Source organism: Alphaproteobacteria bacterium, assembly GCA_040905865.1.
Taxonomy (GTDB): Bacteria; Pseudomonadota; Alphaproteobacteria; order UBA8366.
Genome location: JBBDQU010000003.1, coordinates 1 through 13165 on the forward strand (window position 1 = coordinate 1; position 13165 = coordinate 13165).

11 protein-coding genes are annotated in these 13165 nt (G+C 62.3%); 5 read left to right on the forward strand and 6 right to left on the reverse strand.

What is annotated here, in order from left to right:
* Positions 1 to 253 precede the first annotated feature (253 nt).
* Positions 254 to 499 carry a hypothetical protein gene (locus tag WD767_00585; protein MEX2614568.1) on the forward strand — a complete coding sequence of 82 codons (246 nt, stop codon included), beginning with the start codon at positions 254 to 256 and terminating at the stop codon, positions 497 to 499.
* 4 nt (positions 500 to 503) lie between these two features.
* Here the strand turns inward: WD767_00585 and WD767_00590 are convergent, their stop codons facing one another.
* The 3 genes from WD767_00590 to WD767_00600 are packed head-to-tail and all read right to left on the reverse strand — an operon-like array spanning position 504 to position 3077.
* Complete coding sequence (locus WD767_00590; protein MEX2614569.1) at positions 504 to 950, reverse strand: (deoxy)nucleoside triphosphate pyrophosphohydrolase; 447 nt, start codon at positions 948 to 950, stop codon at positions 504 to 506.
* 14 nt (positions 951 to 964) lie between these two features.
* Complete coding sequence (argJ, locus tag WD767_00595) at positions 965 to 2200, reverse strand: bifunctional glutamate N-acetyltransferase/amino-acid acetyltransferase ArgJ (GenBank protein ID MEX2614570.1); 1236 nt, start codon at positions 2198 to 2200, stop codon at positions 965 to 967.
* A 10-nt stretch (positions 2201 to 2210) separates the two neighbouring features.
* Positions 2211 to 3077: a peptidylprolyl isomerase gene (locus WD767_00600; protein ID MEX2614571.1), complete on the reverse strand. Its 867-nt coding sequence runs from the start codon at positions 3075 to 3077 to the stop codon at positions 2211 to 2213.
* A 230-nt stretch (positions 3078 to 3307) separates the two neighbouring features.
* On the opposite strand from WD767_00600, the gene secA reads away from it, so the two are divergent.
* Positions 3308 to 6007: a preprotein translocase subunit SecA gene (secA, locus tag WD767_00605; GenBank protein ID MEX2614572.1), complete on the forward strand. Its 2700-nt coding sequence runs from the start codon at positions 3308 to 3310 to the stop codon at positions 6005 to 6007.
* Between the two features lie 16 nt (positions 6008 to 6023).
* Here secA and WD767_00610 read toward each other — a convergent pair whose 3' ends face one another.
* From WD767_00610 to WD767_00620, 3 genes are read right to left on the reverse strand one after another with little or no spacing between them, the layout of a single operon-like run.
* Positions 6024 to 6980: an acetyl-CoA carboxylase carboxyltransferase subunit alpha gene (locus tag WD767_00610; protein MEX2614573.1), complete on the reverse strand. Its 957-nt coding sequence runs from the start codon at positions 6978 to 6980 to the stop codon at positions 6024 to 6026.
* Positions 6977 to 7924, reverse strand: coding sequence for a site-specific tyrosine recombinase XerD (gene xerD, locus WD767_00615; protein MEX2614574.1), 948 nt, complete (start codon positions 7922 to 7924; stop codon positions 6977 to 6979). The genes WD767_00610 and xerD overlap by 4 nt, the downstream gene beginning before the upstream one ends.
* 3 nt (positions 7925 to 7927) lie before the next feature.
* Positions 7928 to 9910 (reverse strand): hypothetical protein, encoded by a 1983-nt coding sequence (locus WD767_00620; GenBank protein MEX2614575.1) that lies wholly within the window; start codon positions 9908 to 9910, stop codon positions 7928 to 7930.
* A 253-nt stretch (positions 9911 to 10163) separates the two neighbouring features.
* Between WD767_00620 and WD767_00625 the strand changes: the two genes are divergently transcribed.
* From WD767_00625 to WD767_00635, 3 genes are read left to right on the forward strand one after another with little or no spacing between them, the layout of a single operon-like run.
* A complete protein-coding gene (locus WD767_00625) occupies positions 10164 to 10721 on the forward strand; it encodes a shikimate kinase (protein MEX2614576.1) in 558 nt (185 codons plus the stop codon).
* Complete coding sequence (gene aroB, locus WD767_00630; protein ID MEX2614577.1) at positions 10718 to 11833, forward strand: 3-dehydroquinate synthase; 1116 nt, start codon at positions 10718 to 10720, stop codon at positions 11831 to 11833. Before WD767_00625 ends, aroB begins: the two co-directional genes overlap by 4 nt.
* On the forward strand, positions 11830 to 13113 hold the full coding sequence (locus tag WD767_00635; GenBank protein MEX2614578.1) for an HlyC/CorC family transporter: 1284 nt from the start codon (positions 11830 to 11832) through the stop codon (positions 13111 to 13113). Before aroB ends, WD767_00635 begins: the two co-directional genes overlap by 4 nt.
* Positions 13114 to 13165 lie beyond the last annotated feature (52 nt).

Sequence of the window (13165 nt, forward strand, 5' to 3'; positions counted from 1 at the left end):
TCAAAAGGAAAACCCCGCCGGAAATCCGACGGGGTTTGTCAGCGGTCTGAGGCCGCCCCGATGGGACGGCCTGTGTGCGGGCGCATGTCGCCCGCTTGTCACTGCAATCTACTACAGCAAATAACATGAATCAAGATAAAAATCCTATTATAGGATATCTCTATTCGCCCTCGCCGCCTCCAATCGACAGGCCCGGCGCGCTGCGCTAAGGATTCGGGGTATTGCCGTCGCCAACCGGATGCGAGACGCCGCCTTGCCGATGATCACCGACCAATCGCCTGTCGCATTTTCCGACGACTGGCCCGAAGCCGTCGAAGTTGTCGTGATCGGCGCCGAAGTCGCCGGCGAACAGACGAGCCGCAACTGGCGCGGTCTCGCCGAACAGACGGGGCAGGCGGACCGGCAGGCCGGCGAGGCCGGGCGCGACCTGGCCAGCTTGATTCACAAATCGACGTCCTTGGGAATCCCCGCGATTCGTCTAACTGCGGAAAGGCGCTAACGCGCTACAGAATGTCCCGTAACATCGCGACCAGCGGGATATCCGCCGCCGGCATCGGGTAGTCGCCAAGCCGGGCCGGGCGGACCCAGGTGAGTTCCTGCCCTTCGCGCGGCGCCGGGCGCCCTTTCCAGACACGGCAGACAAACAGCGGCATCAGCAGGTGAAAATCGTCATAGCTGTGGCTGGCGAAGGCAATCGGCGCCAGACAGCTTTGCCGCGTATCGATGCCGATTTCTTCGTGCAGTTCGCGGACCAGCGCGGCTTCGGGCGTCTCGCCGTCGTGCACCTTGCCGCCGGGGAATTCCCAGAGCCCCGCCATGGCCTTGCCCGGCGGACGGCGGGCGATCAGCACCCGGCCGTCCGGGTCGACCAGCGCCGCAGCGGCCACAAGGATAATCGGAAGATTCGCGCGGGGCGCATTACCGCCGGCATCCCAGCATCCGGACGGCATGTCACGCCCGTCGTTCAGGACCGGTAGTCCGCGTTGATTTCGATGTAGCCATGCGTCAGGTCGCAGGTCCAGACCCGCGCCTTGCCACGGCCGAGACCGATATCGACGCCGATATGCACTTCCTGTCCCTTGATATGCGCGGCCACCGGCGTTTCATCGTATCCGTCCACGACCTGCCCCTGCCGGGTGATCGGCACGCCGCCCATGGAAACAGACAGCCTGTCGCGGTCCGCCGGCTCGCCGGCCTTGCCGACCGCCATGACGATCCGGCCCCAGTTGGCGTCCTCGCCGGCAATCGCCGTCTTGACCAGCGGCGAATTCGCGATCGACAGGCCGATGCGCCGCGCCGAAGCCGCCGAAACGGCGCCCGCCACGTCGATGGTCACCAGCTTCTGGGCGCCTTCGCCATCGCGGACGATCTGGATGGCGAGGTCCGTCATGACCTCTTCCAGCGCGCGCCGGAATTCCTTCAGGTGTTTATCCCCCGCCGACGTTACCGCTGGATGCTTCGCGCCCCTGCCCGTGGCGCAGAACAGGACCGTGTCGCTGGTCGAGGTATCGCTGTCGACCGTGATACTGTTGAACGATTTGTCCGTCGCCGATTTCAGGACTGATTGCAGCACCTTCGCCGGAATTTTCGCATCGGTGAACAGGAATCCGAGCATCGTCGCCATGTCCGGCGCGATCATGCCGGAACCCTTGGCAAATCCCGCAATGGTCACCTCGGCATCGCCGATCTTTGCCTTCCGCACGGATCCCTTGGGGAAGGTATCCGTCGTCATGATGCCCCGCGCCGCCAGCTGCCATGAATTCGGCTTTACCGCCTTGAACAGCTTTGGCAGACGCTTTGCGATATGGTCCGGCGGTACCGGCTGGCCGATCACGCCCGTGGAGGCAACGAAGATTTCCTCCTTCTTGCATCCGGCCAGTTTTGCCGCGGCCTCGACCGTCGCGTCGACGACCCTGTCGCCGGCGATACCCGTGAAGGCGTTCGCATTGCCGGAATTGACGACGATGGCGCGGACCATGCCGCCCGGCAGGACCCTGCGGCACCAGTCAACCGGCGCGGACGGACATTTCGACGTCGTGAAGACGCCGGCGATGGTCGTGCCCGCCTCCAGGCAGGCCATCATCATGTCCTTCACCTTCGGGTCGGCTTTCAGACCGACATGCTGGCCCGTGATGGTAACGCCGGGAATTTCGGGTATCGATGGGAAACTGGCAGGTGCGAGTGGGGATTTTTTCAGCATTTCTGACCTGTTACGGATTCGGAGCAACCGTCGGCGCCGATTCCATCGGCGTGCCGTCGAGTTCAAACCGTTCCACATTAGCGCTTTCCATCAGCTTTGACATTACATCAATTGCGACGTTGCGGCCGGCGCGCTGCATCAGCTGCGGCTTCATCTCCTCAAAGCTCGGCGGTTCGTTCGTCCGGCGCTCGACGACCTGAATGACATGGTAGCCGAAGCGCGTCTTCACCGGCGCCTTGCTGATCTCTCCGGCCTTCATGGCAAAGGCGGCATCGGCGAACGGCTTCACCATATCTTCCCTCTTGAAGAATCCCAGGTCGCCGCCGTTCGGCGCGCTGGGCCCGGTCGAAAATTCCTTCGCCGCGTCCTCGAAATCCTTGCCGGCGGCAAGATGGCCGATAACGTTCGTGGCGTCGGTTTCGGTTTTCAGCAGGATATGCCGCGCATGGACCTGTTCCGTGGGCGGGTTTTGCGCCAGGAACGCCTTGTACTGGTTTTCCAGAAAATCGGGCGCCATATTCTGTTCGATCAGCCGGTTCAGGTAGAATTCCCCTATCACCGCATCTTCCAGATACTTCATGCGGGCGATAACGTCCGGATCCTTCGCCATATTCTTCTTGCGACCTTCCGTCACCAGCAACTGCTGCTGAATGATCCGGTCGAGCAGGCGCGGATATATCGCCTCAAGCCCGCCCTGCTGCTTGATCGAGTCCGGCAAGCTTTCGTATTCACGCAATACCGTACTGCGCATGATCTTTTGCCCGTCAACGACAGCGACGGGAATATCCGGTTCCGTCTGTGCGACCGAGAGTCCCGGAACGGCCGTCGCGGGCAACAAAATGGCAAGAACTGCGAGGGCATGGGACAGGCGGGGCATCGACAATCTCCTTCAGGGGTACGGGGCGTAGACGCCCCGCGTAGTTGTGTAATGGCATAAACCATATCCTCCTGGAACAGACAAGGCAGCACGAATGTCGCGTCTTCGCGGCGTTGACAGTCGATGCAGGGGACCTTATTTGACAAGCCTAGTATGCCGCGATTCGCGGCTACGGGTCCGCCAAACGGCTTGGGGGGCTCTCAATCTGTAACTCCGGATTCGAGGTTCTTATGATCGGCGGCATGCTCCGACGGGTATTTGGAACCCCAAACGACAGATTTATCAAGTCGTTACAAGGAATTGTCGACGCTATCGGCGCGGCGGAGCCGGACGTGGCGGCGCTTAGCGACGATGCGCTACGGGCGCGAAGCGACGTATTCCGGAAACGGTTGGCTGATGGCGAAACGCTGGACGACATCCTGGTCGACGCCTTCGCAACAATTCGTGAAGCCGCCAAACGGACGCTTGGACAGCGGCATTTCGACACGCAGCTGATCGGCGGCATGGTGCTGCATCAGGGCAAGATCGCAGAAATGAAAACCGGCGAAGGCAAGACTCTGGTCGCTACCCTCGCGGTCTACCTCAACGCGCTGGAGGGCAAGGGCGTTCATGTCGTCACCGTGAACGACTATCTGGCCAGCCGCGATTCGGAATGGATGGGCCAGATCTATAAATTTCTGGGCCTCACGGTCGGATGTATCGTGCACGGCCTGAACGACGACCAGCGGCGCGAACAATACGCCGCCGACGTGACCTATGGCACGAACAACGAATTCGGTTTCGACTATCTGCGCGACAACATGAAATTCTCTCTGGACGAAATGGTCCAGCGCGACTTCAACTTCGCGATCGTCGATGAGGTCGATTCCATTCTGATTGACGAAGCGCGCACGCCGCTGATCATTTCGGGTCCGACCGACGATTTTTCCGAAATGTACCACAAGATCGACAAGCTGATTCCAAAGCTGACGGCGGAGGACTACGAAAAAGAGGAAAAACAGCGCAACGTCACGCTGACCGAAGCCGGCACGGAGCATATCGAACAACTGCTGGTGGACGAGGGCATCATCGAATCCGGCAATCTGTACGACCCGCAGAACATTTCGGTCGTCCATCACGTCAACCAGGCGCTGCGGGCGCATACCCTGTTCCAGGCCGACAAGGATTACATCGTCGCCAACGACAAGGTCGTCATCATTGATGAATTCACCGGCCGCATGATGGAGGGCCGGCGCTTTTCCGAAGGGCTGCACCAGGCGCTGGAAGCGAAGGAAGGCGTCACGGTCCAGCAGGAAAACCAGACGCTGGCCTCGATCACCTTCCAGAACTACTTCCGGCTTTACCCGAAGCTTTCCGGCATGACCGGCACGGCGCTGACGGAAGCCGGCGAATTCGCGGAAATCTACGGGCTGGAAGTCGTCGAGGTGCCGACCAACCGGCCCATGATCCGCAACGACCAGGACGACGAGGTCTACCGGACCAAGCGCGAGAAATTCGACGCCATCGTCAAGCAGATCCAGGAATGCCGCGCGCGCCAGCAGCCAGTGCTGGTCGGTACGGTCAGCATCGAAAGTTCCGAGGAACTGTCCGCTGTCCTGAAAAAGCAGAACATCAGGCACAATGTACTGAATGCCCGCCAGCACGAACAGGAAGCGTTCATCATTGCCGATGCGGGCATACCGGAGGCCGTGACGATCGCAACCAACATGGCGGGCCGCGGCACCGACATCCAGCTTGGCGGCAACCTGGAAATGCGGCTGATCCGCGAATTGCGGGATATCGACGACGACGCCAGGCGCGCGGCGCATACGAAGGAAATCGAAGCCGAAATCGCCGAAAAGAAGGAAATCGTGCGCGCCGCCGGCGGGCTTTATGTTCTGGGCACGGAACGGCACGAATCACGCCGGATCGATAACCAGCTGCGGGGCCGGGCCGGCCGCCAGGGCGATCCCGGCGATTCCAAGTTCTTCGTATGCCTGGAAGACGACCTGATGCGCATCTTCGGTTCTGAGCGCATGGATTCGATGCTGCGCAAGCTCGGGCTGGAAGACGGCGAGGCCATCATCCACCCCTGGATCAACAAGGCGCTGGAAAAGGCGCAGCAGAAGGTCGAGGCGCGCAATTTCGATATCCGCAAGCAGCTTCTGAAATACGACGATGTGATGAATGACCAGCGCAAGGTCATTTACGAACAGCGCAAGGAACTGATGCGCGCCGAAGAGGTCCAGAAAGACGTGCTGGAAATGCGCCAGCAGATTATCGAGGATCTGGTGAAAAGCTGCATCCCTCCGGGCGTTTACGCCGAACAATGGGACATCGCCCGCCTGCACGAGGAATGCCGGCGCCTGTTCGGGCTGGACCTGCCGGTACAGGACTGGGCCAGGGAAGAAGGCATCGCCGACGAGGAAATCGAAGCACGGATCAACGATGCGGTCGGCCGCAAGCTGGCCGGCAAGGTTGCAAATTACGGCGCGGAACTGATGCGCATGGCGGAGAAAAGCCTGCTGCTGCAGATTCTGGATCAAAGCTGGAAGGACCATTTGCTGCAGCTCGACCACCTGCGGCAGGGCATCAACCTGCGCGCCTATGCGCAGCGCGACCCGCTGAACGAATACAAGAGCGAAGCCTTCGCCATGTTCGAGCTGATGCTGAACAACGTCCGCGAACAGGTGACCAGCGTCCTGTGCCATATCGAATTTCAGACAAAGGCGCCGCCCGAACAGCTGTTCCAGCGCGAACAGCCGGTAATGGAAGAAGCCCGTGAGGACCCGGCCGCCGCTGCCGGCGGCGCCACCGTCGTTGCGACCCGGCGGCGTCCCGCGGCCGAGGTCGTGCCCGAAGATCCCGAAACATGGGGCAAGGTCCAGCGCAACGCGCCCTGCCCCTGCGGGTCGGGCAAGAAGTACAAACATTGCCATGGCAAATTCTGAAACCGGGCGGTAGCGCTCAGCCGATGCCGCGGTCGCCCATCCGCAGGAATTTCTCGCGGCGCTGCCGGCGCAGTGTCGCGCCATCCAGCCCGCGCAGGGCTTCCAGCGCGTCCGCCAGCGCATCGCCGACATCCTCGATCGCCCTGGCGGGTTCACGATGGGCCCCGCCGACGGGCTCGGGGACGATCCTGTCGATGACGCCGAATTCCAGCATGTCCTGCGCCGTCAGGCGAAGCGCCTCCGCCGCGACGCGGGCCTGATCGACGCTGCGCCACAGGATCGACGAACAGGCTTCCGGCGCGATGACCGAATAGATGCTGTGTTCAAGCATCAGCACCGTGTTGGCCGCAGCAAGCGCCATCGCGCCGCCGGAACCGCCTTCGCCGATGATCACGCTCACCAGGGGCGTTTCCAGGCCAAGGCAGACCTCGATGGACCGGGCGATGGCTTCGGCCTGGCCGCGCTCTTCCGCGCCGACTCCGGGATAGGCGCCGGTCGTATCGACAAACGTCATCACCGGCAGATTGAAACGGTCCGCCAGCGCCATCAGCCGCTGCGCCTTGCGGTAGCCTTCGGGACGCGCCATGCCGAAATTACGCCTGACCCGTGTAGTTGTATCGGCGCCTTTTTCCGTGCCGATCACGACGCAGGAATAGCCCCGGAACCGCCCGATCCCGCCGATAACGGCCAGGTCTTCGGCATAGGCCCGGTCGCCCGCCAGCACCGTGAAGTCGTCTATCAGGGCGTTCAGGTAATCGATGCAGTGCGGCCGTTCCGGCTGCCGCGCAACCTGGACTTTCTGCCAGGGATCGAGATTGGCATAGGTCTGCCGCAACAGCCGGTCGGCCTCGTTCTGCAGCTTCCCGACTTCATCGGCAATATTGATGTTACCGGAATCAGACAGGTGCCTTAATTCCTCGATCTTGTTTTCGAGTTCGGCGATCGGCCGTTCAAATTCCAGAAACGTGTTCATTTTGTGTGGCGTTCCGTATCCGTCATGGCGTTGCTGTCTTTTCCTGCTGCGGCGATTGCAAGGGGATGAGCCCTGTCGACCAGCGACTGCAGCCGGGTATCGAGTACATGTGTATAGATCTGCGTGGTTGAAATGTCCGCATGTCCCAGCATTTTCTGTACGCTGCGCAAATCCACTCCATTGGCCAGCAGGTGGCTGGCAAAGGCATGACGTAGCACATGCGGGCTGACGAGGCGCGGGTCTATATCGGCTGACAGGGCCAGTTTTTTCAGAATCTGCGCAAAACGCTGCCGGGTCAGGTGGCCTTCCGCCCCGCGCGACGGAAACAGCCATCGCGACTCACCGCCGCCGGGAATATGCTTGCGGCGCACTTTCCGGTATTCGTCCACGGCGTCGCAGGCCGGCCGGTTCAGTGGCACCAGCCGTTCCTTGTCGCCCTTGCCGCGCACGATCAGGAACTCCCGGTCCCGGGCGCAGGCGGACAATGGCAGGCCGACCAGTTCCGAAACCCGCAACCCGGTCGCATACAGCAGTTCCAGCATGGCGGCCATGCGCAATCCGTTGGCGTCGCCGCGCCGCCGGGCCGCCGCCAGCAACCGCGATACGTCGTCCTCGCTCAATACTTTCGGCAAGACACGGCCCTGGCGCGGGCTGTCCAGCACAACCGTCGGATCGTCGCCGCGAACCGAGTCGACATGCAGGAAACGATGGAACTGCCGTATGGATGACAGGCGCCGCGCCGCCGTACTCGGCGCAACAGCCGCATCGAAGCCGGCCAGATATCCGCGGATATCGTCGCTCGACGCCGTCGCCGCCGCCTTGCCCTGTACGTGAAGATAGGCCAGATAGTTCTGCAGGTCGCGACCGTAGGCGGCAATCGTGTTCGCCGAAGCGCCGCGCTCCGCGGCCATCATTTCCAGGAAAGGTTCGAGCTGATCCGAAATGGCCTAAATCCCCGCCTGTACAGCAATTTCCAGCGCAATACGGCGCGCTTCCGCGGCAAGGCCGACCGACCGCAGGGCGGACACAATTTCGGCAAGAACGGTAATGTCCATCTCTGCCGGCCCCGATTCGCCCAGCATCAGCGCCGCAAGCAACACCGTTTCGCCGCGCCGCCCGTGAACGGACGCCCGCGCCAGCATTGCGCGGTACGCGGGATCCGGCGTTACCGACATCCGCGCACCTGAATCGCCCAGCAGGGCGCGCCATTCGGCGTCACCGACGACGACGCCTGCCGCCGTCAGGAGCATATAGGCATCGGCGATGCGGCGCACGGCGGTTTTCGGCTCCCGTTCCCGCAAGGCCGCGCGCCAGGCATCGGCGGCGGCGGTATCGGTCCCGATGTGCGGCAAAGCGCCTGTCGACGCGGGTCGGACCGATTGCGCAGCGCCCTGCACGGGCAGGGCGGATACCGGGACGCTTTCCACGCGCCGCGGTATCCGCCCGACCTGATTCCGCGATTCAACCGGCGTCGACGCATCGGGCGCGGATGACCCTTCCGTCGTCATTTCAGCCAGCGACGCAATGACCCACATGGCGTCGGCCGAATCAGCGGCTCCAGGATCGCGCGACGTCGCCCCTCGCAATGCGTCCAGCCAGCGCCGGGCCAGATCGGCGCGATCCAGCGAATACAGCGCGCGGCCCGCATCGACGGAAAACCAGCTTAATTCGCCGCTCGGCTCAAGAGCGGTCAGCAGGGTTTCATAGACCCGCACCATCAATGCGTACCAACCGTCCTCGTGCGCGACGTTCAGCGCCTTCTGCAGCACCGCCGCCCGTGCCGTGGGCACGCTATGCACAAGCGCCGCCTGATACAGCAATGCCCTGCCACGCGGCGAACGCGTCACATCCGCAATGCTCAGCGCATTGTCCAGATCCTCCTTCGAGAATTCGATGCTGGCATAGGCCTCGGCCAGCCGATCCGCCGTTATCGCGCCGTACAGGGCGCCGCGCTCGGCCGCGGCGAGACGAACCTCACTCGGTGTCCGGGGGCTTGCCGCAATCATCCCCAGAACGGACGGAATCGCCTGATCTACCGCGTCCGCCGGCACCGGAACATTGGTGGTCCGCATCAGCGACAGCAGAATCGGCGTCGGCCCGGGGAGACTGTCCACCGTCACCGCGTTGCCGGACACAAGGCGGTCGATCAACGAGACAAATAGCGGATCGTTCATCTGGCCTGTTTCCGCCAGCAGGTTCGCGCCCAGCGCGGCGCCCCGGGTGTCGCCCTGCACGGCCTGACAGTAAATCAACAACTGCTGCCAGAACAATTCCTCCAGGCGCTGGCCCTGACGGCGCGACTCCACGCAGGCGCCGCCAATATCGCCGCGGATCAGGGCATTTTCGGCGCTCAACTGCTGCAGCATCGCATCGGTAGTCCGGTTCGGCGCAATCGCGATCAGGTCCGCCGCCGAACCAAGCAGCCCCATCGCCTGCAACCGCTCAGCGCGGATGGCGATCAGCCTGCCGGCCGAATCGCCCTCGGCGGGTGGCAGCGCCGCCGCAGTCAGCAGCAATCGCCGCAGGATGTCGCGCATCGTCGGCGACTGAATGGTGACCGGAATACGCTGGACCAGCTGCTCGACGAGACCGCGCGGCATGCCGTCCCAGACCGCGGCGCCCAGGCCGCCGTTATCGGTAAACAGTGTTCCCGCTTCATCGGGGTCCAGGCCGTCCAGCGTATTGACCTCGATATCCTGGATGGCGCGTCGCGGTGACGAGGACGGCGCACCCGGCAACGGATCGGACTGCCGGTTCAGCGTCTCTGGCGCCGGCTCACGGCGCTCCCGCGGGACAAGGCGCAGGGGCCCTGCCTGTGCGACCTGGTCCCCGTTGGAAACAGCGCCAGGGATCGGCGCCGCCGACAGGACAGTTGCCGACAGAAACATGCCGGACACGACGGTGAGGCATCTAACGCGGAAAACGGTCATCGCTAAGCACTTTCTCGACACTCTGCGACGGTGCCGGAATATCCCAGGTTGCCAGGAAAACGCCGAGGCCGGCCAATGCTGTGACAAACAGGATAGCCAGGATCTTTGTGATACTTCTCATGGAATCCCTATTAGCGACACGAACCTCGCGGTTGGTTCGAGTCAACGCTATATCTTGACTATGACGATTCTACGGCAGTTTATAGACGACCGGTACCCGGTTCAATCAATCCTCCGATCCCATTCGAACGCAATGACAGCCAAGACGACACTGAAACTGCCTAAAACACTTGTTCTGGTCGGCATGATGGGGGCGGGGAAAACGGCTATCGGACGCCGGATCGCCGCGCGCCTCGGCGTTCCCTTCGTCGACGCCGATGACGAAATCGTGTCCGCGGCCGGGTGCTCCATCGAGGATATTTTCGAAACCTATGGCGAAGCGGCATTTCGCAGCGGCGAACGCCGGGTTATCGAACGACTGCTGGAGCGGCCGATTCATGTCCTGGCGACGGGCGGCGGCGCCTTTATCGACCCCGGAACCCGCCAGGCGATTCGGGGGCGCTGCATTTCGGTCTGGCTGCGGGCCGATCTTGATGTCTTGTGGCAACGGGTCAGCCGGCGGTCGGATCGTCCCATGCTGATGACCGCGGATCCGCGCGCAACACTGGAAAAGCTGGTTGAAAAGCGCTACCCGGTTTATGCCGAAGCCGATATCACGGTCGACAGTTTCGACGGACCGCCCGAAGACGTGGTCAACCGGGTGATAAGGGCGGTAACGCAATATGTCAGCGAAAAAGGAGAACTGGCGTGAGCAGCCACGATTCGGTCCATGTTGAACTGGGCGACAGAAGCTACGACGTCCTCATCGGCGAAGGGTTGTTGGCCGCCGCGGGCCGCCATATCAAACCGTTCCTGAAGCTCGACCGGACCATTATCGTCACGGACGCGCATATCGCGCCGCTGTACCTGGAGGCGCTGCAGCACAGCCTGGAGCAGGCCGGCGTCGCAAGCGAGGCCGTTATACTGCCGCCCGGTGACGGCACCAAGGATTTCGCGAATTTGCAGCACCTTCTGAACACGCTTCTTTCGCATGGGATCGAGCGGTCCACCACGCTGATCGCGCTGGGCGGCGGCATGATCGGCGACATTACCGGATTCGCCGCCGCCATTCTGCTGCGCGGCATCGACTATATCCAGATCCCGACGTCACTGCTGGCGCAGGTCGACAGTTCCGTCGGCGGCAAGACGGCGATCAACGCCCCCCATGGCAAGAACCTGATCGGCGCGTTCCACCAGCCCCGGCTCGTGCTTGCCGATACCGGCGCGCTCGACACCCTGCCGCAACGCGAGTTGCTGGCGGGCTATGCGGAGGTCGTGAAATACGGCCTGATCGACGACCCGGAATTTTTTCACTGGCTCGAAGGCCACGGCGCCGCACTGTGCGACGGAAATTCGAAAGCCCGTCGCCATGCGGTCATGACCAGTTGCCAGGCGAAGGCGAATATCGTGGCGGGCGACGAACGCGAATCCGGCCGCCGCGCCCTGCTGAATTTCGGCCATACCTTCGGCCATGCGCTGGAAGCGGAATCGGGATTCAGCGACATCCTGCTGCATGGCGAAGGCGTCGCCATCGGCATGGCCATGGCGTTCGACCTGTCCGTTCTCATGGGATTATGCCCTGCGGAAGATGCCGCACGCGTACACCGGCATTTCGGCGTCATCGGGCTGGAAACCGGGCTTCGTCCCATCCAGGGGATGACCTGGAGTCCGCGGAAGCTGCTGGGGCATATGGCCCGGGACAAAAAGGTGAAGGATGGACAGCTGACATTCGTGCTGACCCGCGGTATCGGGCAAGCCTTCCTCAGTCGCGACGTGCGCGAACAAGACATTCTCGCGACGCTGGAGGAAGCTGCGACAGGATGACGGGCACCGATTACATCATCGTTCTCGCTATATTTGCGCTGCTGATTATGTCGGCGTTTTTTTCGGGATCGGAAACGGCGCTCACCGCAGCCTCCCGTCAGCGGCTGCACCGGCTCGCCAAGCAGGGCGACAGGCGCGCGCAGATCCTGCTCGACCTGCTGGACCGGAAGGACCGGCTGATCGGCGCGATCCTGGTGGGCAACAACGTCGTCAATATTCTGGCGTCGGTCCTCGCGACTTACACGCTGCTGATTTTCTTCGGCGATGCGGGTGTCGCCTATGCCACCCTGATCATGACGCTGCTGATTGTCATTTTCGCCGAAGTCCTGCCGAAGACCTACGCCATCGGCAATGCCGACGAGACAGCGCTGCGCGTGGCGCCGGCTGTCCGAATCGTGGTATTCATATTGTCGCCGTTAACCCATACCATCCAGCTTCTGGTGCGGCTGGCAGTCATGCCCTTCGGGATCAAGCTGACCGGCGACCTGGGCATAACGCAAAGCGAAGAGGAACTGCGCGGCGCGATAGACCTGCATGAAGGCCCCGATCCGGACGTCCGGCAGGAACGGCTGATGCTGCGCAGCATCCTGGATCTCGACACCGTTGCGGTCGAAGACGTCATGACGCATCGCCGGAACGTGACGCTGATCAACGCGGGCGATCCCGTTCAGGACATCATCGACCAGATGCTGGCCAGTCCCTTTACGCGGATTCCCCTGTACCTGAACGAACCGGACAATATCGTCGGCGTCATGCACGCGAAACCGCTGCTGCGCGAACTGCGCGCAAAGGATGCGACAATATTGACTTCGGATATTCTGGCGCTGGCGGCAAAGCCGTGGTTTATCCCCGAAACCACGACACTGCTGGACCAGTTGCAGGCCTTTCAGGAACGGCGCGAACATTTCGCCATCGTGATCGACGAATACGGCGCCGTCATGGGAATCGTGACGCTGGAAGATATCCTGGAGGAAATCGTCGGCAGCATCGAAGACGAGCATGATATTGCCGTTTCCGGCGCCCGGCGCCAGCCGGACGGGTCCTATGTCATTGCCGGATCGGTCACGCTGCGCGATTTGAACCGGGAGTTCGAATGGGCCCTGCCGGACGAGGCCGCTTCAACCCTCGCCGGGCTGATCCTGCATGAAGCCCGGCGCATCCCCGAACCGGGCCAGGTCTTCACATTTTACGGATTCCGCTTTGAAATCCTGCGGCGCCAGCGAAACCAGATCACATCGATCCGCGTCCTGCCCCCGGCGCCGGCCGAGGATGTGTTCTAGCAGGCTGCGGAAAAACGCAATATTGCGGCCCCTTTCCGCTTGGGACCAGGCT

What these genes read in the sequence shown, in the direction of transcription:
- argJ (MEX2614570.1), bottom strand. Translation starts at nt 2,200, where the DNA reads ATGCTGAAAAAATCCCCACTCGCACCTGCCAGTTTCCCATCGATACCC.
- secA (MEX2614572.1), top strand. Translation starts at nt 3,308, where the DNA reads ATGATCGGCGGCATGCTCCGACGGGTATTTGGAACCCCAAACGACAGA.
- WD767_00620 (MEX2614575.1), bottom strand. Translation starts at nt 9,910, where the DNA reads ATGACCGTTTTCCGCGTTAGATGCCTCACCGTCGTGTCCGGCATGTTT.
- WD767_00625 (MEX2614576.1), top strand. Translation starts at nt 10,164, where the DNA reads ATGACAGCCAAGACGACACTGAAACTGCCTAAAACACTTGTTCTGGTC.
- WD767_00635 (MEX2614578.1), top strand. Translation starts at nt 11,830, where the DNA reads ATGACGGGCACCGATTACATCATCGTTCTCGCTATATTTGCGCTGCTG.
- WD767_00590 (MEX2614569.1), bottom strand. Translation starts at nt 950, where the DNA reads ATGCCGTCCGGATGCTGGGATGCCGGCGGTAATGCGCCCCGCGCGAAT.
- WD767_00600 (MEX2614571.1), bottom strand. Translation starts at nt 3,077, where the DNA reads ATGCCCCGCCTGTCCCATGCCCTCGCAGTTCTTGCCATTTTGTTGCCC.
- WD767_00610 (MEX2614573.1), bottom strand. Translation starts at nt 6,980, where the DNA reads ATGAACACGTTTCTGGAATTTGAACGGCCGATCGCCGAACTCGAAAAC.